Annotated in this window: 20 protein-coding genes; 16 read left to right on the plus strand and 4 right to left on the minus strand. The window is 72.8% G+C overall.

What is annotated here, in order from left to right:
* Positions 1 to 8 precede the first annotated feature (8 nt).
* The 6 genes from EJC51_RS29330 to EJC51_RS47865 all read left to right on the plus strand — a co-directional run bounded on the left by EJC51_RS29330 (position 9) and on the right by EJC51_RS47865 (position 5,963).
* A complete protein-coding gene (locus EJC51_RS29330; RefSeq protein ID WP_126273810.1) occupies positions 9 to 1,439 on the plus strand; it encodes an NAD(P)H-hydrate dehydratase in 1,431 nt (476 codons plus the stop codon).
* 119 nt (positions 1,440 to 1,558) lie between these two features.
* Entirely contained in the window at positions 1,559 to 2,434 is an 876-nt protein-coding gene (locus EJC51_RS29335) for a L,D-transpeptidase family protein (RefSeq protein ID WP_244362899.1), read from the plus strand.
* A gap of 231 nt (positions 2,435 to 2,665) precedes the next feature.
* Positions 2,666 to 3,832 (plus strand): alanine racemase, encoded by a 1,167-nt coding sequence (alr, locus tag EJC51_RS29345; RefSeq protein ID WP_126273812.1) that lies wholly within the window; start codon positions 2,666 to 2,668, stop codon positions 3,830 to 3,832.
* 118 nt (positions 3,833 to 3,950) lie between these two features.
* A complete protein-coding gene (locus EJC51_RS29350) occupies positions 3,951 to 5,180 on the plus strand; it encodes an alpha/beta fold hydrolase (protein WP_126273813.1) in 1,230 nt (409 codons plus the stop codon).
* Positions 5,152 to 5,658 (plus strand): tRNA (adenosine(37)-N6)-threonylcarbamoyltransferase complex ATPase subunit type 1 TsaE, encoded by a 507-nt coding sequence (gene tsaE / locus EJC51_RS29355; protein WP_079308642.1) that lies wholly within the window; start codon positions 5,152 to 5,154, stop codon positions 5,656 to 5,658. The genes EJC51_RS29350 and tsaE overlap by 29 nt, the downstream gene beginning before the upstream one ends.
* 143 nt (positions 5,659 to 5,801) lie before the next feature.
* Positions 5,802 to 5,963 carry a hypothetical protein gene (locus tag EJC51_RS47865; protein WP_165951198.1) on the plus strand — a complete coding sequence of 54 codons (162 nt, stop codon included), beginning with the start codon at positions 5,802 to 5,804 and terminating at the stop codon, positions 5,961 to 5,963.
* Here EJC51_RS47865 and EJC51_RS29360 read toward each other — a convergent pair.
* Positions 5,960 to 6,514: a hypothetical protein gene (locus EJC51_RS29360; protein ID WP_126273814.1), complete on the minus strand. Its 555-nt coding sequence runs from the start codon at positions 6,512 to 6,514 to the stop codon at positions 5,960 to 5,962. The genes EJC51_RS47865 and EJC51_RS29360 overlap by 4 nt on opposite strands.
* A 108-nt stretch (positions 6,515 to 6,622) precedes the next feature.
* On the opposite strand from EJC51_RS29360, the gene tsaB reads away from it, so the two are divergent.
* The 4 genes from tsaB to EJC51_RS29380 are packed head-to-tail and all read left to right on the plus strand — an operon-like array spanning position 6,623 to position 9,087.
* The gene (gene tsaB, locus EJC51_RS29365) at positions 6,623 to 7,276 is read left to right on the plus strand and encodes a tRNA (adenosine(37)-N6)-threonylcarbamoyltransferase complex dimerization subunit type 1 TsaB (RefSeq protein WP_126273815.1); all 654 of its coding nucleotides are present in this window, start codon (positions 6,623 to 6,625) and stop codon (positions 7,274 to 7,276) included.
* Positions 7,277 to 7,293: 17 nt separating this feature from the next.
* Complete coding sequence (gene rimI, locus EJC51_RS29370; RefSeq protein WP_126277174.1) at positions 7,294 to 7,761, plus strand: ribosomal protein S18-alanine N-acetyltransferase; 468 nt, start codon at positions 7,294 to 7,296, stop codon at positions 7,759 to 7,761.
* Positions 7,754 to 8,839 carry a tRNA (adenosine(37)-N6)-threonylcarbamoyltransferase complex transferase subunit TsaD gene (gene tsaD / locus EJC51_RS29375; protein WP_126273816.1) on the plus strand — a complete coding sequence of 362 codons (1,086 nt, stop codon included), beginning with the start codon at positions 7,754 to 7,756 and terminating at the stop codon, positions 8,837 to 8,839. Before rimI ends, tsaD begins: the two co-directional genes overlap by 8 nt.
* Positions 8,836 to 9,087 (plus strand): hypothetical protein, encoded by a 252-nt coding sequence (locus EJC51_RS29380; protein WP_126273817.1) that lies wholly within the window; start codon positions 8,836 to 8,838, stop codon positions 9,085 to 9,087. The genes tsaD and EJC51_RS29380 overlap by 4 nt, the downstream gene beginning before the upstream one ends.
* Here EJC51_RS29380 and EJC51_RS29385 read toward each other — a convergent pair.
* Positions 9,084 to 10,013 carry a hypothetical protein gene (locus tag EJC51_RS29385; RefSeq protein ID WP_126273818.1) on the minus strand — a complete coding sequence of 310 codons (930 nt, stop codon included), beginning with the start codon at positions 10,011 to 10,013 and terminating at the stop codon, positions 9,084 to 9,086. The genes EJC51_RS29380 and EJC51_RS29385 overlap by 4 nt on opposite strands.
* A 76-nt stretch (positions 10,014 to 10,089) precedes the next feature.
* On the minus strand, positions 10,090 to 12,405 hold the full coding sequence (locus EJC51_RS29390) for a beta-xylosidase/alpha-l-arabinosidase (protein WP_126273819.1): 2,316 nt from the start codon (positions 12,403 to 12,405) through the stop codon (positions 10,090 to 10,092).
* 147 nt (positions 12,406 to 12,552) lie between these two features.
* Here EJC51_RS29390 and EJC51_RS29395 point away from each other — a divergent pair, with 147 nt between their 5' ends.
* The 6 genes from EJC51_RS29395 to EJC51_RS29420 all read left to right on the plus strand — a co-directional run bounded on the left by EJC51_RS29395 (position 12,553) and on the right by EJC51_RS29420 (position 20,290).
* Positions 12,553 to 13,605 (plus strand): LacI family DNA-binding transcriptional regulator, encoded by a 1,053-nt coding sequence (locus EJC51_RS29395; RefSeq protein WP_126273820.1) that lies wholly within the window; start codon positions 12,553 to 12,555, stop codon positions 13,603 to 13,605.
* Between the two features lie 182 nt (positions 13,606 to 13,787).
* Positions 13,788 to 14,828 (plus strand): LCP family protein, encoded by a 1,041-nt coding sequence (locus EJC51_RS29400; RefSeq protein ID WP_244362901.1) that lies wholly within the window; start codon positions 13,788 to 13,790, stop codon positions 14,826 to 14,828.
* Positions 14,829 to 14,896: 68 nt separating this feature from the next.
* Entirely contained in the window at positions 14,897 to 16,282 is a 1,386-nt protein-coding gene (locus EJC51_RS29405; RefSeq protein WP_126273821.1) for an FG-GAP-like repeat-containing protein, read from the plus strand.
* Between the two features lie 180 nt (positions 16,283 to 16,462).
* Positions 16,463 to 16,819, plus strand: a complete 357-nt coding sequence (locus tag EJC51_RS29410; RefSeq protein WP_059192869.1) for a YciI family protein — start codon at positions 16,463 to 16,465, stop codon at positions 16,817 to 16,819.
* 44 nt (positions 16,820 to 16,863) lie between these two features.
* A complete protein-coding gene (locus tag EJC51_RS29415; protein WP_126273822.1) occupies positions 16,864 to 18,135 on the plus strand; it encodes an RNA polymerase sigma factor in 1,272 nt (423 codons plus the stop codon).
* Positions 18,136 to 18,265: 130 nt separating this feature from the next.
* Positions 18,266 to 20,290, plus strand: a complete 2,025-nt coding sequence (locus EJC51_RS29420) for a cell wall-binding repeat-containing protein (RefSeq protein ID WP_166682915.1) — start codon at positions 18,266 to 18,268, stop codon at positions 20,288 to 20,290.
* Positions 20,291 to 20,296: 6 nt separating this feature from the next.
* Here the strand turns inward: EJC51_RS29420 and EJC51_RS29425 are convergent, their stop codons facing one another.
* Positions 20,297 to 21,463, minus strand: a complete 1,167-nt coding sequence (locus EJC51_RS29425; protein ID WP_166682916.1) for a THUMP-like domain-containing protein — start codon at positions 21,461 to 21,463, stop codon at positions 20,297 to 20,299.
* Positions 21,464 to 21,466: the final 3 nt, after the last annotated feature.

A 21,466-nucleotide genomic window follows, 5' to 3' on the forward strand; every position in this document is an offset into this window, starting at 1 on the left:
TCGACCCCATGCGTACTGCGTACAACGTGGAGACGGTCAGGGCGGCCGAGCGGGAGCTGATGGCCCGGCTGCCGGAGGGAACGCTCATGCAGCGGGCGGTGGCCGGACTCGCCGCCGCCTGCGCGGACTTGCTGGGGCGGGTGTACGGCAGCCGGGTGGTGCTGCTGGTCGGGAGCGGGGACAACGGGGGCGACGCCCTGTACGCCGGGGCGCGGCTCGCGCGGCGCGGGGCGGGGGTGAGCGCCGTACTGCTCGCTCCGGAGCGGGCCCATGCGGGCGGCCTCGCGGCGCTGCGGCGGGCCGGCGGTTCCGTGGTGCCGGCGGGGCGCGCGGAGGGTGCGATCCTGCGGGCCGATCTCGTGCTCGACGGCATCGTCGGGATCGGGGGCAAGGGCGGGCTGCGGGCGGACGCGGCGGCTCTGGTCGCCGTCGTCGAGCGGTCGCGGGCCGCCGTCGTCGCCGTCGATCTGCCCAGTGGCGTCGACGCGGACAGCGGGGAGGTGCGCGGGGAGGCGGTACGGGCCGATCTGACCGTCACCTTCGGGACGCACAAGCCGGGGCTGCTGATCGATCCGGCGCGGGAGTACGCCGGGGTGGTGCGGCTGGTGGACATCGGGTTGTCGCTGCCCGGCGAGCCGGAGATCGAGGCCTTGCAGCACGCGGATGTCGCCGGGCTGCTGCCGGTGCCGGGGGCCGAGAGCGACAAGTACCGGCGCGGAGTGGTCGGGATCGCCGCCGGGTCCGCCCGGTATCCGGGCGCGGCGGTGCTGGCCGTCGCGGGAGCGCTGCGGGGCGGCGCGGGAGCCGTGCGGTACGTCGGGCCGGCCGGGGACGCGGTCGTCGCACGGTTCCCCGAGACGCTCGTCTCGGATCAGGGACCGGCGAAGGCCGGGCGGGTCCAGGCGTGGGTCGTCGGGCCCGGGGCGGGGGACGACGCGGCGTCCGTGGCGGAGGTGCTGGAGGCGGAGGTGCCGGTGCTGATCGACGCGGACGGGCTGCGGCTGGCCGACCGGGAGGTGGTGCGGGGGCGTAGCGCGCCGACGCTGATGACCCCTCATGCGGGGGAGGCGGCGGCGTTGTTGGGGGTCGCCCGGGAGGAGGTCGAGGGGGCTCGGCTGGAGTCCGTACGGGAGTTGGCGGCGCGGTACGGGGCGACCGTGTTGCTGAAGGGGTCGACCACGTTGGTCGCCGATTCCGGTGGCGGGGCGGTGCGGGTGAATCCGACCGGGACGGGATGGCTGGCCACGGCCGGGAGCGGGGACGTGCTGTCGGGGCTGACGGGATCGCTGCTGGCGGCGGGGCTCTCCGCGCTGGACGCGGGGAGCGTGGGGGCGTACCTGCACGGTCTGGCCGGACGGCTCGCGGCGGACGGGGCGCCGGTGGGGGCGGGGGATGTGGCGGGGGCGGTGGGGAGGGCTTGGCGGGACGTCAGGGGGTAGGGGGCGGGGGGTGAGGGGCGGACGCAGAGCCAGGACGGGGACGCGCACCGCTCCTCAAAACGAGTGACCCCGCCGCGCGGCACCCCCCCAGCTACCCCGGGGCACGTTTCTCTGATCGCATGATCAGCAGACATATCGCCCACCGAAGCCTGGCTGTGATGATCGTCGCTGCCGTTCTCCTGCCCGCCGAGGGCGCCGCCGCCGAGCCGTCACCCCCCGCTGCCGGGCCCGAGGCCGAGCTGGTGCCCGGGGTGTATCAGCCCTGGCAGATCGATACGCCGGATCAGGTGCTGGCGCCCAAGGTGTACACGCCCAGTGCCGCCGAGGACGCGGTCGAGCCGGCCGACGCCGCCGTGGGGGCGTACGACCTGGTCGAGTACGTGCCGCTCCGGGACGCCGTCGAGCGCGTGGCGTGCACGAAGTCGACCGGGCCCTTTCAGCGGCAGGTGGAGAAGTGGCTGAAGCGGAAGGTGGACGGGAAGCAGTCGACCGCCGACTGCAAGGCCATCCGCGCTTTCCAGAAGAAGCAGAAGATCACGCCCGCCATCGGGTTCGCGGGCCCCGTCACCTGGGCCCGGATGCAGTACCTGTCGGCCCGGAAGAACCCCAACGCCGCCAAGAAGTGTCCCGTGCGGTCGTATCGCGTCGCGTGTGTCGATCTCACGCGGCAGATCACCTGGGTGCAGAAGGGGAAGAAGGTCGTCTACGGGCCCGTGCCCATGCGGAGCGGGCGGACCGCGTACCCGACCCGGGGCGGCTGGCACAAGATCTACTGGAAGCACAAGAACCACGTCTCGACGCTGTACCACCAGCCCATGCCCTACGCGCAGTTCTTCGACGGCGGACAGGCCTTCCACGCCGTCTACGGTTCCATCTTCACCACCGTCGGCTCCATGGGCTGCGTCAATCTGCGCATCGGCGACGCCCGGAAACTGTGGGGCGTGCTGAAGACCGGCGACCGGGTGTTCGTGTGGGGGCGGCGGTCCGGGACGTAGGGCCTGTCCGGCGGATCAGGTTGCAGGAAAGCGGCGGCACCTCATCAGCGCCGGTGAGCGGGGTCTGGTGCGTCGGGCTGCAAGGCGGAGGAGGGCGGCGACGCGGAGCGTCGGCAACCGACGACAACGCCGCAGATCGGCGTGCCAGACCCCGCGTCTGCGGCATGATCCGCCGGACAGGCCCTACGCGTACGAAGGGGTGTCCGGTCCCTCTGAGACACTGGGGGCGCCATGAGTGAGACAGCTGCCCAGTCGGGCGCGCCCCTGCGCGCCCGCGCCGAGATCGATCTGGCCGCCCTGCGGGCCAACGTGCGGACCCTGCGCGCCCTCGCGCCGGGCGCGGCCCTGATGGCCGTGGTCAAGTCCGACGCGTACGGCCACGGGGCGGTGCCGTGTGCCCGCGCGGCCGTCGAGGCGGGGGCGCGGTGGCTGGGTACCGCCACGCCCGAGGAGGCCCTCGCGCTGCGGGCCGCCGGGATCGACGACGTACGGATCATGTGCTGGCTCTGGACCCCCGGCGGGCCCTGGCGGGAGGCCGTCCAGGCCGATCTCGACGTGTCCGTGAGCGGGATGTGGGCGCTGCGGGAGGTCGTCGACGCGGCCCGTGCGGTGGGGAAGACCGCGCGGGTGCAGCTCAAGGGCGACACAGGGCTCGGGCGCAACGGCTGTCAGCCCGGCGCCGACTGGGCCGAGCTGGTGGGCGAGGCGCTGCGCGCCGAGGCCGAGGGGGTCGTCCGGATCACCGGGCTCTGGTCGCACTTCGCCTGCGCCGACGAACCCGGGCACCCCTCCATCGCCGCCCAGCTCTCGACGTTCCGGGAGATGCTCGCGTACGCCGAGCGGGCCGGCGTCCGCCCCGAGGTGCGGCACATCGCCAACTCGCCCGCCACGCTGACCCTTCCCGAGGCCCACTTCGACCTGGTGCGCACCGGCGTCGCCGTCTACGGCATCTCGCCCAGTCCCGAGATCGGCAGCTCGGCCGACCTCGGACTGCGGCCGGTGATGACGCTTTCGGCGTCGGTGGCGCTGGTCAAGCGGGTGCCGGGCGGACATGGGGTCAGTTACGGACATCACTACGTCACCCCGGGCGAGACCACCCTCGGCCTCATCCCGGTCGGGTACGCGGACGGCGTTCCGCGGCACGCCTCCGGCACCGGTCCGGTGCTGGTCGGCGGGAAGTGGCGGACGGTGGCCGGGCGGGTGGCCATGGACCAGTTCGTCGTCGATCTGGGGGGCGACGAGCCCGCCGTCGGCAGCGAGGCCGTACTCTTCGGGCCCGGCGACCGCGGCGAGCCCACCGCCGAGGACTGGGCGCAGGCGGCGGGAACCATCGCGTACGAGATCGTCACGCGCATCGGATCGCGCGTTCCCCGCGTCTATGTCCATGCGACCGTTTGAGTTCTTTTCGATGTGCGCTCTTTGCGTGTGAGTTCTTTTAGGTGAATGACGGACCAGCTGGGTAAACGCCCAGCAGCAGCGAACACCAGTCCGGTGGCCCGGTGAAGAGGAGCGGTACGTGAGCGAGAGCAGTGCGGAGGCCGTCGCGGCCCTCGCCTCCGCCACGGGGGCGGCCGGCAACTGGCGCCGGGCGACCGGGCTCGCCGGGGCCGCGATAGGAGTGGTCGCGGCGGGGGCCGCGGCCGGTGTCGCCCTGGAGCGGATGACCGTCGGACGCGGGATGCGCAAGAAGGCGCGGCTCGCCCTGGACTCGGCGGGACCGTACGGCTCGCTGCGCGGGATGCCGGGCAAGGCGTACGCCGACGACGGCACGGAGTTGTACTACGAGGTCGACGACGTGGAGCCGGAGGGCGGGTCCGCGCCGCGCCGGCGACGGCTGTTCGGACGGAAGGCGCCGCTGCCCGTCACCGTCGTCTTCAGCCACGGCTACTGCCTGAGCCAGGACTCCTGGCACTTCCAGCGGGCCGCGCTGCGCGGGGTCGTGCGGACCGTGCACTGGGACCAGCGCAGCCACGGGCGGTCCGGGCGCGGGGTGCGGCAGGTGCAGGACGACGTGCCGGTCGACATCGACCAGCTCGGGCGGGACCTGAAGGCCGTCATCGACGCGGCCGCGCCCGAGGGGCCGCTCGTGCTCGTCGGCCACTCCATGGGCGGGATGACCGTCATGGCGCTCGCCGACCAGTACCCGGAGCTCATCCGGGAGCGGGTCGTCGCCGTCGCTCTGGTGGGGACGTCCTCCGGGCGGCTCGGCGAGGTCAACTTCGGGTTGCCCGTCGCGGGTGTGAACGCGGTGCGCCGCGTGCTGCCGGGGCTGCTGAAGGCGCTGGGGCAGCGGGCCGAGCTGGTGGAGAAGGGGCGGCAGGCCACCGCCGACCTGTTCGCCGGGATCATCAAGCGCTACTCGTTCGCGTCGCGGGACGTCGACCCGGCCGTCGCGCGGTTCGCCGAGCGGATGATCGAGGCCACGCCGATCGACGTGGTCGCCGAGTTCTACCCGGCCTTCACCGACCACGACAAGACCGAGGCCCTCGCCCACTTCAGGGACCTGCCGGTGCTGGTGCTGGCCGGGATCGGGGACCTCGTCACGCCCAGCGAGCACAGTGAGGCCATCGCCGGGCTGCTGCCGGACGCCGAGCTGGTGCTGGTGCCGGACGCGGGGCATCTGGTGATGCTGGAGCACCCGGAAGTCGTCACCGACCGCCTCGCGGACCTCCTCACCCGCGCGGGCGCCGTGCCGGCAGGGGCTACGGTTGGCGGTTATGGAAGCAGTACCGCACAGCCCGGTTGAGACCGAGCTGACCGTCACCTCCCCCGAGCAGATGCGCGAGCTGGGCCGGAAGCTGGCCAAGCTGCTGCGGGCCGGGGATCTCGTGATGCTCAGCGGAGAGCTCGGCGCGGGCAAGACGACGCTGACCCGGGGTCTGGGCGAGGGGCTGGGGGTGCGCGGCGCCGTCACGTCCCCGACCTTCGTGATCGCCCGTGTCCACCCGTCCCTCGGTGACGGTCCGCCGCTCGTCCATGTCGACGCCTATCGGCTGGGCGGCGGGCTCGACGAGATGGAGGACCTCGATCTCGACGTCTCGCTGCCCGACTCGGTGATCGTCGTGGAGTGGGGCGAGGGCAAGGTCGAGGAGCTGACCGACGACCGGCTCCAGGTGCAGATCCACCGCGCGGTCGGGGACACCACCGACGAGGTGCGGCACGTGACGCTGACGGGGCTCGGCGAGCGCTGGGCGGCGGCCGACCTGAGCCTGCTCACCGCCTGACCGGACAGGCGCCGATTTCGGTGAACGTTCCGACAAGACGTCGGCAAGATATTGCTTTAGGCGTCTTGTGCGTGGTCACATGGTATCCAGTTCGTAGTTAGGTCTACCTAACCACGTCCGCCCCCGGTGCTCAGGAGGCGACCATGTCGGCCACGGAACGAGACGAGTCGACGCCGCGCGCGGTGTCCGCGGTACCCATGCGCGACCTGCTGGCGGCCTGCGCCGCGGCGCACACGATCTCGACCCCACCACGCCTGCCGGACCCCGAGACGGTCGCACGGGAACCGCACCGGGAAGCGGCCTAGCGGATCACGATCACCTTCCGGCCGATCGTCGCGAAGGTCCACATCGCGTTGCCGTCCGGGCGGGTCTCCCGGATGCCGCCCGTCCGCACCGTGGGGTCGGCGGGCGCGGTGGGCGCGGCGACGGCCGCGCTGAAGCCGATCGTGACGCTGCCGACGGTGGCGAAGCGGACGACGTGCTCGATGGGGGTGCCGTCGGTGCCGGTGACCGTGTTCGAGCGGGACGTGACCCAGTAGGAGCCCGGCGCCGGGTCGACCGTGCCGGGGGTGACCTCGAAGGTCCGCGTGACCTTGTCGCCCGCCGCGACCAGCCAGACCCGGTCGTCGTCCACCGAGTACACGACCCGTTCACCCGTTCCGGAACCGCCCGGCAGGGCGGCGGGGTGACGAGTGTCGCGGGGCGCCTTGGCGGCGGCGACCTCGGGAGTGGCACTCGTGTGCGCCCGCCCGAGCGTCGCGGGCACGGTCGCCGAGGCCTGATAGGCGAGGACACCGACCGTGACGAGGGCCGCGGTGGTCAGTCCGGTGACGATTCCGGCGGAGGTACTGGGCACGGTCGTCCACCTCTGTGTCGTACGCAGTGATCCTTCGCGACGTTAGCAGTCGGTGGGCGTCCCGCCGGGGCGGCGATGTGCGCGGCGCGGGAGCCGTAGGCTGTTTGCGTGCTCTTGCTCGCTCTGGATACCGCCACCCCCGCCGTCACCGTCGCCCTGCACGACGGAACGGACGTCATCGCCTCCTCTAGTCAGGTGGACGCGCGCCGGCACGGCGAGCTGCTGCTGCCGGCCGTCGACCGCGTCCTCGCCGAGGCCGGGCTCAGGCTCGACGCCGTCACCGGCATCGTCGTAGGGATCGGACCGGGCCCCTACACCGGGCTGCGGGTCGGGCTGATGACCGCCGACACCTTCGGCCTCGCGCTCGGCGTCCCCGTGCACGGCGTGTGCACGCTGGACGGGCTCGCGTACGCCACGGACGTCGAGGGCCCCTTCGTCGTGGCGACCGACGCCCGGCGCAAGGAGGTCTACTGGGCGCGCTACGACGACCGCCGCACCCGGGTGACCGACCCCGCCGTGGACCGGCCCGCCGACATCGCCGAGCAGGTCGCCGGGGTGCCCGCCGTGGGCGCCGGCGCGCTGCTCTACCCCGACACCTTCCCGGACGCCCGCGCGCCCGAGCACGTGTCGGCCGCCGCCCTCGCCGCGCTGGCCGCCGAGCGGCTCGCCGCGGGCGAGGAACTGCCGGCGCCCCGGCCGCTGTACCTGCGCCGGCCCGACGCCCAGGTCCCCAAGAACTACAAGGTGGTCACCCCCAAGTGACCCCCGTACTGCGTGAGATGCGCTGGTGGGACATCGATCCGGTGCTGGAGCTGGAGCGGGACCTCTTCCCCGAGGACGCCTGGTCGCGGGGGATGTTCTGGTCCGAGCTGGCCCATGCGCGCGGCGCCACGGCGAACCGCCGGTACCTGGTCGCCGAGGAGGACGGACGGCTCGTCGGGTACGCCGGACTCGCCTCCTCCGGCGAGCTGGCGGACGTGCAGACCATCGCCGTCGCCCGCGACCACTGGGGCACCGGCCTCGGCGGGCGGCTGCTGACCGAACTGCTACAGGCGGCCACCGCGTTCGAGTGCGCCGAGGTGATGCTGGAGTGCCGGGTGGACAACGTCCGCGCGCAGAAGCTGTACGAGCGCTTCGGCTTCGCGCCCATCGGCTTCCGCCGCGGCTACTACCAGCCGGGCAACGTCGACGCCCTCGTGATGCGCCTGATCATCGACCCTGCGAGTGAAGAGAAGAACCATGGCTGACGAACCACTCGTCCTCGGCATCGAGACCTCCTGCGACGAGACCGGCGTCGGCATCGTCCGCGGCACCACCCTGCTCGCCGACGCCGTCGCCTCCAGCGTCGACGAGCACGCGCGCTTCGGCGGGGTCGTGCCGGAGGTCGCCTCCCGGGCCCATCTGGAGGCGATGGTGCCGACCATCGAGCGCGCGCTGAAGGACGCGGGCGTCACGGCGAAGGACCTCGACGGCATCGCCGTCACCGCCGGTCCCGGTCTCGCGGGCGCCCTGCTGGTCGGCGTCTCGGCGGCCAAGGCGTACGCCTACGCCCTCGGCAAGCCCCTCTACGGCGTCAACCACCTCGCCTCCCACATCTGCGTGGACCAGCTGGAGCACGGGGCGCTGCCCGAGCCGACGATGGCCCTGCTGGTGAGCGGCGGCCACTCGTCGCTGCTGCTGTCCACGGACATCACGACCGACGTACGGCCGCTCGGCGCGACCATCGACGACGCGGCCGGCGAGGCCTTCGACAAGATCGCCCGTGTGCTGAACCTCGGCTTCCCGGGCGGTCCGGTCATCGACCGGTACGCCAAGGAGGGCGACCCGAACGCGATCGCCTTCCCGCGCGGGCTGACCGGGCCGCGCGACCCGGCGTACGACTTCTCCTTCTCCGGGCTGAAGACGGCGGTCGCCCGCTGGATCGAGGCGAAGCGCGCGGCCGGTGAGGAGGTGCCGGTGCGCGATGTGTCGGCCTCCTTCCAGGAGGCGGTCGTCGACGTCCTGACCCGCAAGGCCGTGCGGGCCTGCAAGGACGAGGGCGTCGACCACCTCATGATCGGCGGCGGCGTCGCGGCCAACTCCCGGCTGCGGGCGCTCGCCCAGGAGCGCTGCGAGTCGGCCGGTATCCGGCTGCGCGTGCCGCGGCCCAAGCTGTGCACGGACAACGGGGCGATGGTGGCCGCGCTCGGCGCCGAGATGGTCGCCCGCAACCGGCCCGCCTCCAGTTGGGACCTGTCGGCGGACTCCTCGCTCCCGGTGACCGATCCGCACGTCCCCGGGCACGACCACGTCCACGAGGTCAGCAAGGAGAACCTCTACTCGTGACGGTCGCGTTGATGTGGGAGGCGCGGGCCGTCGACGGGCGGGGCGAGGAGCTGCTGGCCTGGGCCCGGGCACAGGAACTGGAGCCGCCTCCGCTGCGCCGGGAGACGTTCCGGGCGCCGCAGGACCGGGTGCTGGTGATCACGTGGTGGGACGCCGAGTTCGACGCCGTACTCCCCGAACTGCCCGAGCCGGACGGGGAGTTGGTGTCCCGGGCCGTGCACCGGTGGCGGTTCGAGACGGTGGGTTAGAGCTCCGGGGCGTACAGGGCCCACAGCGCGGTCGACAGGGTCGTCCACGCGAGGGTGTGGCCGACCACGGCGAGCAGGGTGCCGTCGCCCAGCCAGAAACCCGCGGCGAAGCCGAAGACCGTACCGTACGCCGTCGCCGGCCAGGCCCGCCGCCACCACGCGTGGGCGGGGGCGGTCCGGACGTGAGTGAAGGTCAGGCGGGTCGGTACCCGGTGGTGCAGCCGGCCCACCGGGACCAGGCGGGTTCCGTCCGGCAGGACGGCCACGGCGGTGCGGTCGCCGTGGACCGTCACGGAGGTGCCGTCCCAGTGCTCGGCGAGCGCGGGGTGCCACATCACGCGCTGCCAGTGCCGGTCGTCCAGGACGAGCCACGGCGTCCTCGCGGCCTGCCAGTGGAAGGACCGGGCGCGCGTCCCGGCCCGCACGTCGGCCGTCATGGGACGGCCCGGGCAGCGGGCCGCGAGCCGGAACGTCAGGCCGCGGCGGGCCCATGCGGCGCAGACACCGGCGGCTCCGAGCGCGGCGAGGACGGCGGAGCCGATGAGGCCGTTCTCGTCGAGGCGCCGGGGCCCGGACTCGCGATAGTCGTAGAAGTGACCGCTGGGGTTCGTCTCGGTCGGGTCGTACCCGACGGGGAACGCGCCGTATTTCCGGTACGGGTAGCTGTCGGAGGGCGGGGTGAAGAGCTGGACGTGCTCATGGCCCGCCTCGTCGGTCCAGCTGACGCGGACGTCCTCGGAGGCGGAGGCGTCTTTCAGGACCCGGCCGAGGGACAGTTCGGTGTGCGCTCGGTAGTGGTCGACGGCCCGGTCGTTGACGTACGCGTTCCCGGCCAGCCACGCCACCAGCAGGGCGTACCCCACGACCGTGACGGTCAGGCCGAACACGGCCACCCGAAGGGCGGGACCGGCTCCCCGTGCGTTCATGGCATCCCCCGTCGCCCACCCTCTGAGGCGTCGGAGGATTCTGGCACGGGGAACCGGTGTTCGACCCCCGTTGTGATCAGACGGTTGCCCCCGTTTCCGGTGCGACCTCCGTCTCGCAGCGCAGCCTGCGGTCGGCGCCCAGTTCCCGTACCGGGCCGGTGACCGTCAGCCGGGTCGTGTGGCGCACGTCGGCGCTGGAGGCCGCCAACCGCAGTTCCAGGGCGCCGGGTTCGACGATCCGGCGGCCCTTGCGGTCGGTGAACGCCGAGTGGTCGGCGTGGAAGCGGAACGTCACGCGTCGCGACTCGCCGGGGGCGAGTTCGAGGCGCTGGTAGCCGATGAGGCGGACGTCCGGGCGGGTCACCGAGGCCACCGGGTCGTGCAGGTACAGCTGGACGACCTCGGCGCCCTCGCGGTCGCCGGTGTTGCGGACGGCGACGCTCACGTCGTACGAGCCGTCGGTCGTGATCTCCGCCCCGGCGGCGTCCGACTCCCATGCGAACGTCGTGTACGAGCGGCCGTGCCCGAAGGGGTACAGCGGGGTCGGGTCCAGGTTGCTGACCTCGCCCGCGAGGCCCAGCGGGGGCTGGAGGTAGGTCCAGGGCTGGCCGCCCGGCTCCCGCGGGACGCTGACCGGCAGCCGCCCGGAGGGGTTGACGCGGCCCGACAGCACTCCCGCGACTGCCGGGCCGCCCTCCTCTCCCGGGAAGAAGGCCTGCACGGACGCGGCGAGCCGGCCGTGCCAGCGGCCGAGCGCGTACGGCCTCCCGGTGAGGAGAACGAGGACGACAGGCACCCCGGTGGCGACCAGCGCGTCCAGCAACTCGGCCTGTACGCCCGGCAGTCGCAGGTCGGTCGCGTCGCAGCCCTCACCCGAGGTGCCCCGGCCGAACAGACCGGCGCGGTCACCGAGGACGGCCACGCAGACGTCCGCCTCCGCGGTCCGCGCCACCGCCTCCTCGAAGCCGCCGGTGTCGGGGGTGTCGACCCCGCAGCCCTCGGCGAACGTCACCTTGGCGTCCGGGAGTTCGGCGCGCAGCGCCTCCAGGACGGTCGGGATCTCGATGCCCATCGGGATGTCGGGGTGGTGGGTGAGGACGTGGGACGGGAAGGAGTAGCAGCCGAGCATCGCCAGGGCGTCGGCCGCCCGCGGGCCGACCACCGCGATGCGCGTGTCGGGGGAGAGGGGCAGGACGCCGTCCGGGTTGTCCAGCAGCACCACCGACTCCTCGGCGAGGCGGCGGGCGAGCGCGCGGTTCGCCGTCGAGTCGAGGTCGATGCGGCCGGTGGGCTCGGGGGTCCAGTCCTCGTCCAGCAGGCCCAGTTCGCACTTCTGGATCAGGACGCGGCGGGCGGCGCGGTCGATGAGCGCCTCCGGGATCTCGCCCGCCCGCACGGCCTCCAGCAGGGGCTTGCCGTAGCACTTCAGCGTGGGCAGTTCGACGTCGAGGCCCGCCGCGAGGGCCGCGTGGGCCGCCTCCGCCTCGGTGCCGGCGACCCGGTGCTGGCTCTGCAGGAAGCCGACGCCGAAGTAGTCGGCGACCACCGTGCCGGTGAACTCCCAGCGGTCCCGCAGGAGTTCGGTGAGCAGGCCGGGGTCGGCGGAGGCCGGGATGCCGTCGGTGTCGGTGTAGGCGGCCATCACCGAGCGCGCCCCGCCCTCGCGCAGCGCCAGCTCGAACGGCGGCAGCGTCACATCGGCGAACTCGCGCACGCCCGCCCGGACGGGCGCCAGGTTGCGGGCGCCCGCGGAGGACGCGTACCCGGCGAAGTGCTTGAGCGTGGCGACCACGCCGGCCGACTCCAGGCCCCGGACATACGCGGCGCCGACCGTGCCGACCAGGTAAGGGTCCTCGCCGATGGTCTCCTCGACCCGTCCCCAGCGCGGGTCGCGGACGACATCCAGGACGGGGGCCAGGCCCTGGTGGACACCGACCGCGCGCAGGTCGCGGCCGATGTGCCGGGCCATCTCCTCCACCAGCGGCGGGTCGAAGGCGGCGCCCCAGGCGAGCGGCACCGGATAGGCGGTCGCCTGCCAGGCGGTGAAGCCGGCGAGGCACTCCTCGTGCGCGAGCGCGGGAATGCCGAAGCGGCCCGCCTGAGCGATACGGCGCTGGGCGCGGGCCAGTGCCTGCGCGCCCAGCGCCGGGTCCACGGGGGCGGTGCCGAAGGGACGGGTGAGCTGGCCCAGGCCGTGGGTGATCAGCTCGTCCCAGTCGTAGTCGGCGGTCATCTCACGTTGCAGCGGGGCGACGCCGTCCCCGTCGGTGCTGGCGCCCACCCACACGCCGTACAGCTGGGCGGTCTTCTCCTCCAGGGTCATCCGGGAGAGGAGGTCGTCGACGCGGGCGGCGGCGGTCAGGGCGGGGTCACGCCAAGGCGCGGTGGTCATGAAACTCCTGTCGGGTCGAACGACCTCTCACGAAGGGCTCGCACGAACGTCTCTCGCGAATGTTTCGATATGTAATCCGAATGTTTTGGGAACCTAGGCCGGTGAGAAGGGTTCGTCAAGAGGTCGTGCAGGGATACGATCGCCGCCATGACACCCCCGGAGCCCGGTGAAACCCGGACAGCAGGACGCTCGACGCAGACCGCGACGCTCGCCGAGATCGCCCGTGAGGCCGGCGTCTCGGCGCCGACTGTTTCGAAGGTCCTCAACGGACGGGCCGACGTCGCCCCGGCCACCCGCACCCGAGTGGAAGAACTGCTGCGTGCCCACGGCTATCGCCGACGGCGGGCCGAGGCCAGCCGGTCCCCCCTCATCGACCTGGTCTTCCACGAGCTGGAGAGCGCCTGGGCGATGGAGGTCATCCGGGGTGTGGAGAACGTGGCGCGGGACGCCGGGCTGAGCGTGGTGCTCAGCGAGAGCGCGGGGCGGCTCACCCCGGGGCGGACCTGGGCCGACCAGGTCGCCGCCCGCCGGCCGCACGGCGTCATCCTCGTGCTGTCCGGTCTGGACGAGTCGCAGCGCGCCCTGCTGACCAGCCGGTCCATCCCGTTCGTCGTCATGGACCCGGCCGGCGACCCGGGCGCCGACGTGCCGTCCATCGGCGCCACCAACTGGCAGGGCGGCCTCGCCGCCACCCGGCACCTGGTCGAGCTCGGCCACACCCGGATCGGGGCCATCAGCGGCCCGTCCCGGATGATGTGCAGCCGCGCCCGCGTCGACGGCTACCGGGCCGCGCTGGAGACCGCCGGGCTGCCCGTCGACCCCGCGCTGATCAAGACCGGTGACTTCCACCACGAGGCCGGGTACCGGCTGGGCCTGGACCTGCTGCGCCGCGAGGACCGGCCCACCGCCGTCTTCGCCGGCAACGACCTCCAGGCGCTCGGGCTGTACGAGGCCGCGCGTGAGCTGGGGCTGCGCATTCCGGAGGACCTGAGCGTCGTCGGGTTCGACGATCTGCCGGTCGCGCCCTGGGTGGGGCCGCCGCTGACGACCGTACGGCAGCCGCTCACCGAGATGGCCGAGGCGGCGGCGAAGCTGGTGCTCGACCTCGCGCGCGAGGAGGGGACGCCGGCGGCGACGCGGGTGGAGCTGGCGACGAGCCTGGTGGTGCGCAGCAGTACGGGAGCGCCTCCGGCGGTTTAGCGCACGGGAGGCTGGTGCTGTAGTGGCGCGTGTTTCGTGGCGTCCGATGCTGCCCCGAAGTCAATCGGTTGTTCGACCGAAACTTTCGGAGACGGTGGCGCTGGGTTGAGAAAAGTGAGATTTTCCGAAGAAAGCCGACCGGGGCAGTGCCCTCGTAATAATTCGGACTTACGTTCCTCTCCGTGAATGGAGACGACGAAGGCAGACCAGCGGGCCGGCGGCGGACACGGATACTCAAAGCCGCCGGCCTCACTCTCGCGGGCGTACTGGTGGCGGGAGCCGCGGCGGGCGGCTGGGCGTACTGGCATCTGAACGGCAACATCAAGAGCGTCGACATCGACCAGGCGCTCGGCGACGACCGCCCGCCGAAGGTCACGGTGACGCCCTCTCCCTCGGCGTCCGAAAGTCCGTTGCCGACCGAGGCCCTCAACATCCTGGTCCTCGGCTCCGACTCGCGCAGCGGCAAGGAGAACCAGGCACTCGGCGGCGGCGACAGCACCGGCGCCCGCTCCGACACGGCGATGGTCGTGCACGTCGACGCGGGCCGCACCGAGGCGACGGTCGTCAGCATCCCGCGCGACACCCTCGTGACCCGGCCGTCCTGCCCGCTGAAGGACGGGGGCTCGACGGCGGTGGCGTACAACGCGATGTTCAACACCGCCTACTCGGTGGGCGGCCCGGTCTGCGCCGTGAAGACCGTCGAGTCGATCACGAACGTCCGCATGGACCACTACATCGAGATCGACTTCTCCGGCTTCGCGAAACTGGTGAACGCCCTCGGCGGCGTCACGGTCACGACGGACGAGGACATCGACGACTCCAGCAGCCACCTCACCCTGAAGGCCGGCACCCACCACCTGAACGGCAAGCAGGCCCTCGCACTCGCCCGCACCCGGCACGGCATCGGCGACGGCAGCGACCTCGGCCGCATCGGCCTCCAGCAGAAGCTGGTCAGGGCCCTGCTGGAGCAGATCGCCTCGACGAACCTGCTCACCTCGCCCACCAAGCTCTACTCGGTCGCCGACGCGATCACCGGCAGCCTCACCACCGACACCGGACTCGACTCCCTCTCCGAGCTGATGAGCCTCGGCCAGAGCCTGAAGGGCCTGTCGGCGGACCAGGTGAAGACGGTGATGATGCCGGTCGTCCAGGCGCCCTCGGACCACAACCGGGTGGTGGCGGAGGAGCCGGCGGCGAGCAAGCTCTGGAAGTCGCTGCGGTGACTACAACCCACCGAGGGGGCGGCGCGTCTTGAGCGGTGACCGTGTCGCCGTGCTGAGAGGCTCGCCCCGTGTTCTCCCTTCGTACATACGGCCGTTGGGCGCTGCCGCTGGCGGCGGGCCTCCTCTCGCTGGGCGCCCTGCCCGCCACCGCCGAGGCCTCGACGCCGGCCCCCGTCCGTGACGACTTCGACGGCGACGGCTACCAGGACCTCGCGGTCGGCGCCCCCGGAGGCACGGTGGGCGGACTCCAGGACGCGGGCTACGTCGTCGTCATGTACGGCGGCCCGCACGGCCTGTCGGCGGACCGGCGGACGGTCGTCAGCCGCGCCACCGCCGGCGTCCCCGGCAGCCCCGCCAAGGGCGAGAGGTTCGGCACCCAGCTGACCAAGGGCGACCTGGACGGCGACGGCAGGGCGGACCTGGTCGTCGGCCACGTCTCCGCCACCCGCTCGGCCGTGGTGGTGTGGGGAGCGAAGGGCGGCCTCACGGGCGGTACGGCCCTGCCCGCGTCCTCGACCCAGGCGGGCGACTTCGACGGCGACGGCACACTCGACCTGGCCCTGTTCAAGGGCGGCCGCGCCCAGGGCGACGACCCGCTCGGCACGACGGCGACGGTGTGGACGGGCCCGCTGACCCGCGCCGGCAAGCCGGCCGGTACGCGGGGACTGGACCCGGCGGGATTGCAGTACGTCGACGTCTGGGACGGCGCGACCGGCGACGTGAACGCCGACGGCCGCGACGAACTCGCGCTGAAGGTGTACTGCGGCGACGGCAGCTACTGCACCCGCCTCTACACCGGCTCGCCCACGGGTCTGGCTCCCGCGGCCGGCGGTACGTTCCCGGGCGGGGGCGGCGGCATGGCCTTCGGCGACTTCGACGGCGACGGGTACGGAGACCTGGCGGTCGGCAACGCGCCGGACTCGTCGGTGACGGTGGCGTCGGGCTCGGCGTCGGGCCTGGCACCGAGCGGGAGTTGGCACCGGTACACCCAGGACAGCCCCGGCGTGCCGGGAGCGTACGAGGACGTCGACTTCTTCGGCACCTCGGTCTCGGCCGGTGACATCAACGGCGACGGCCGCGACGACCTGGCGGTGGGCGCGCCGGGCGAGGAGATCGGGTACGACGACGGGGCGGGCATCGTCGACGTCCTCTACGGCACGGAGGCCGGTCTGACCGGGACCGGGTCTCAGGCGTTCACACAGAACACGGCCGGGGTGCCGGGGGCGGTGGAACCGGGGGACGGTTTCGGCGGCGCGGTCCGGCTCCTGGACACCAACGGGAACGGCCACGCGGACCTGGCGGCTTCGGCCGTGGGCGAGAACTCGCGGGCGGGGGCGGTGTGGTCGTTGCGGGGGCGGGCGACGGGGGTGGTGACGGATGCGGGGTTCGTGTTCGGGGGGCGGTCGGTGGGGGCGCCGTATGCGAAGGCGGCGTTCGGGTTCGAGCTCAACTAGACCTCACTAGGCCTCGCTAGACCTCACCAGATCTCACTAGACCTCTCTGACCTGCGCAAACGACCCCGCAAAAAAATCTTCGGGAAATTTCGGCGAGTGTGTCGATCCCGGTGTCTCCCGATCGACGCATGGTTGAGCGGCCGGAAAAAGAAGCTCCGGCCCCGACCCAAGGAGCCCCAGATGCCCCGTTTCCTCTCCCTCGTGCAGATCGACGAGTCCAACGCCCCCGCCGAAGGCCCCAGCCCCGAGCTGATGGAACGCATGGGCGCGCTGATCGAGGAGATCACCAAGGCCGGTGTCATGCTCGACACCGCCGGTCTGACGCCGTCCTCGCAGGGCACCCGCGTGCACTGGGAGGGCGGGAAGATCTCCGTCACCGACGGGCCCTTCACCGAGGCCAAGGAGGTCGTCGGCGGGTACGCGCTCATGCAGTGCAAGGACAAGGCCGAGGCGCTGGAGTGGACCAAGCGGTTCCTCCAGGTCCACGAGGAGTACTGGACGGTCACCTGCGAGGTGCGGGAGATCGCGGAGGGCTGAGCCCGCCTTGGCCCGGGGCGTCCACGGGTGTTCGATGGGGGACTGTGAGCCCACAGTCCCCCGGCGGCACCGAGATCGACGTACGCCGCGCCATCGAGACCGTCTTCCGTATCGAGTCCCCGCGCATCGTCGCCGCCGTCACCCGCGTCGTCCGTGACGTCGGCATCGCCGAGGAACTCGCCCAGGACGCCCTCGTCGCCGCCCTGGAGCAGTGGCAGCGCGACGGTGTCCCCGACAACCCGGGCGCCTGGCTCATGACCACCGCCCGGCGTCGCGCCGTCGATCTGGTCCGGCGCCGGGAGAACTACGCCCGCAAGCTCCAGGAGATCGGGCGGGAGATGCCGGAGGCGGCTCCGCCGGAGGAGCCCACCGACCCCGACGACATCGACGACGACCTGCTGCGGCTCGTCTTCACCACCTGCCACCCGGTGCTCTCCGCCGAGGCCCGCGTCGCCCTCACCCTCCGTCTCCTCGGTGGGCTCACGACAGCCGAGATCGCGCGTGCCTTCCTCGTCCCGGAGGCGACCGTCGCCCAGCGGATCGTCCGCGCCAAACGCACCCTCGCCACCAAGAACGTCGCCTTCGAGGTGCCGTACGGACCCGAACGCGAGGCCCGGCTGACCGACGTCCTCGATGTCATTTACCTCGTCTTCAACGAGGGGTACTCCGCCACCGCCGGTGACGACTGGCTGCGGCCGGGGCTGTGCGAGGACGCGCTGCGGCTGGCCCGGGTGCTGGCCGGGCTGATGCCCAAGGAGCCCGAAGTGCACGGTCTCGCCGCGTTGTTGGAGTTCCAGGCGTCCCGTGCCGCCGCCCGTACCGGGCCGGACGGCGAACCCGTCCTCCTCAAGGACCAGAACCGCCGCCGCTGGAACCGCATGCTCATCGCCCGCGGGATCAGGGCCCTTGAGCGGGCGGGGGCCACGGCCACCGGCGCCCCCGGCCCGTACGTCCTCCAGGCCACCGTCGCCGCCTGCCACGCGCACGCCCACACCTACGAGGAGACCGACTGGGCCACCATCGCCACCCTGTACGGCCTGCTCGCCGCCCGCGCCCCGTCGCCGGTCGTCGAACTCAACCGTGCGGTCGCCGTGTCGATGGCCGAGGGGCCGGAAGCGGCCCTGGGGATCGTCGACGGCCTGGCCCCCCACCTGCCCGACTACCACCTGCTGCCCAGCGTCCGCGGCGACCTGCTGGCCCGTCTCGGCCGTACGGCGGAGGCGCGGGCGGAGTTCGAGCGGGCGGTGGGGCTGGCGGGGAACGAACGGGAGCGGGAGCTGTTGCGAGAGAAGCTGCGGTCGCTGCTCGCACGATGAGCGTCGGATCATCCGCAGAACCCCATTCCCTTCCTGGTCAGGGACGGTTTACAGTGGCGCGGCTGCCGCAGCCGGCGTGACGCCTTCCGCGGTGCGGCAGCACTCCGACACCCGTGGGGGGTACATACACGTGCGATCTTCTGGATCCACCAGGCCGGTCAGACCTGCCGCGCGCCGCAGACTCGTCGCGCTCACCGCCGTAACGGCCCTCGCTGCCGGCACCGCCACCGCGCTCGCCCCGGGCGCCTCGGCCGACGTCGCCGGATGGCCGGCCACCGACGGCGCCATCGCAGTCGTCAACGACGGCATCACCTTGGTCGACACCGAGGGCGCGGGCTCCGCGTACGTCACCCGGGGCTCCGACGACGAGGCGCCCGCCTGGGCACCTGACGGCAGCCGCGTCGTCTTCGAGCAGGCCGGAACCCTGCGTACGGCGAGTGTCGCCGGAGGTGCTTCGACCCTGGTCTACGACGGTGTGTACAACGGCCGTTCGCCGTCCCACCCGACGTACTGGGGTTCCGGCAGCCGGATCGTCTTCTCCGCCGCCAAGAAGCTGTACTACGTTCCGTCCGCCGGCGGGACGGCGACAGCCCTGCTGCCCAGCGGCGCCGGCTGTGACACCCACCCGAGCGCCGCCGCGGTCAGCGGGGTCGTGGCCTTCCAGCGGGGCGGCGCGTCCTGCTCCGGCACGACCCCGTCGATCGTGCTCTACGACGCCGCCACCGGCCGGCAGACCACCCTGGTCACCGACGCCGCCGCGCCCGCCCTGTCGCCCGACGGCACCAGACTCGCCTTCGTTCGCCGTGTCGACGGTCACGCCCAGCTGTTCTCCGTCAACACCGACGGCACGGGTGAGCGCCGGCTCACCCAGGACACCGCGGACTACGACTCCGTATCCTGGGCGCCCGCGAGCGACCGGCTGGTGGTCCACTTCGACCACAAGGAGACCGAGACCGGCGGCTGCTGCATGACGGGCAACGTCGTGCTGACCCTCACCGCGGACGGGGTGAGCGAGGGCACCGTCTTCCCGTACGGCGGCCGCTCGCCCGCCTGGCAGCCGCTGCGCAAGAACGGCGTGGGCCGGGTCTGGGGCGCCGACGTCTACGGCAGCAACATCGCCGCGTCCCGCTGGACCTGGAACACCGTCGGCCAGAGCGAGGCAGGCCTCAAGAACGCCTCGTCCGCCGTGCTGGTCTCCAGGGACAGCCAGGCCTACGCGCTGACCTCCCCGGCGCTCGCCGGCAAGAAGGGCGGCCCGGTCCTGCTGACCTCGGCCACCTCGCTGTCCTCGGCGGTGCAGACCGAGCTGAAGCGGGTCCTCAAGCCCGGTGCCCCGGTCTACCTCGTCGGCGGCACGTCGATCCTGAGCAGTGCCGTCGCCTCGAAGGTCACCTCGCTCGGCTTCACCCCCAAGCGCCTTGCGGGTACGTCCCGTTACTCGACCTCGGTGGCGGTCGCGAAGGCGATCACCAGTGCCCCGACCCACGTCTTCCTCGCCACCGGCACCGACTACCACTCGGCGCTCGCGGCGGCTTCCGCGGCCGGTGCGCTGGGCAAGAGCGGCAAGGCCGTCGTCGTCCTCAACGAGGGCAACAAGCTGACCACGTCCGTGAAGTCGTACCTCAACGGTCTCGACCCGCGCGAGACGCTCGTCATCCCGGTCGGCGGCTCCGCGAAGTACGCGCTGACGCACACGACGTTCTCCCACTGGCCCTCGACGTACACCTACTACCCGGTCACGGGGAGCACCCACGAGGCCACGGCGGCCGCGCTCGCCCGCTTCTGGTGGGGCGGCCCGCGCAACGCCGCGCTGGCCTCGGTCGACAGCTGGCGTGGCGGTACCTCCGCCGCGGCGGCGATGAACGTCTACGGCCCCCTGCTGTGGACGAAGGTCGACGCGCTCTCCGCCGACACGAAGTCGTACCTGGTCAAGGGGGCCGCGAGCCTCACCTACCTGGCCGTCTTCGGCGGCACCGGGTCGGTGTCGACGCCCGCGCTGAACTCCGCGGGCGGCGCGATCAGTGCCGCCGGCGACCAGTGGGGCTACACGCCGTTCTACAACGGCCTGGAGCCCACGGCGGCGAACTCCGGCGCCCTGGCCGCGACCAAGGCGAGCCCGGGCATCGCCGCGCTGCGGACGACAGCCACCAGGTAGCGGCGCTCAGGCGGGGGCTCCGAGCAGCATGGTCGGTGCCCCCGCGACCCGGGTCAGGAACACGGTCGCCTCGGCCTTCCCGTTCGGCTTCGGCAGTACCTTCCGCCGCAGTTCCTCCGGCTCCACCGCCGACCCCCGCTTCTTCACCGTCAGGATGCCGACCCCCCGCTCCCGCAGCAGCGCCTTCAACTTCTTCACGTTGAAGGGGAGTTGGTCGGTGATCTCGTAGGCGGTGGCGTACGGGGTCACGTGCGGTTCGTCCGCGGTGATGTACGCGATCGTCTCGTCGATCAGCCCGCCCGTCAGTTCCTCGGCCACCTCGGCGACCAGGTGAGCGCGGATGACGGCGCCGTCGGGCTCGTACAAGTACCGTCCGACGGGCCGGACTTCCGGGTCGGGGAGGCCGCGGCCGAGCAGGGTGCGCGGGCCCGGGAGCAGCGTTGCGCGGACGGCGCCCGGCTCCGTGCCGAACCACAGCACCGCCTCCTTCACGTCCCCGCCGTCCGAGATCCACTCGGCCTCGGCCTCCGCCGGGATCGCCTCGTGGGGGATGCCGGGCGCGATCTTCAGGGCGGCGTGGCGTGCCTTCGTCGCCGCCTGTACGGCCCAGGAGAGGGGCGGGGAGTAGGCCTCGGGGTCGAAGATGCGGCCCCGGCCGCCGCGTCGTGCCGGGTCCACGAACACCGCGTCGTACGGGGACGTGTCGATGTCCGTGACGTCGGCCTCCCGTACCTCGATCAGGTCGGCCAGGCCCAGCGCCTCCGCGTTCGCGTGGGCCGCGGCGGCCGTGAGGGGGTCGCGGTCCACCGCCAGGACCCTGATGCCGGCCCGTGCGAGGGCGATCGCGTCGCCGCCGATGCCGGAGCACAGGTCGGCGACGGACCGCACACCCAGCGCCCGGAAGCGCTCGGCCCGGTAGGTGGCCACGCTCGCCCGCGTCGACTGCTCGACGCCGTTCGGGGTGAAGAACATCCGCCCGGCGTCCTCGGCCCCGAACTTCGCCGCCGCCCGCTGCCGCAGCCGCGCCTGGCCGAGCGCCGCCGACACCAGGTCGGCGGGGTGGTCGCGGCGCAGCCGGGTGGCGACGGCGAGTTCGTCGGCGGGCGCGGTGCCGCGCACTTCGTCGAGGAGGGCGCGGCCCTCGGGGGTGAGGAGGGGGGCGAGGTCGTTCACCGC

Origin of the sequence: Streptomyces aquilus, assembly GCF_003955715.1 — a bacterium.
Classification (GTDB): domain Bacteria; phylum Actinomycetota; class Actinomycetes; order Streptomycetales; family Streptomycetaceae; genus Streptomyces; species Streptomyces aquilus.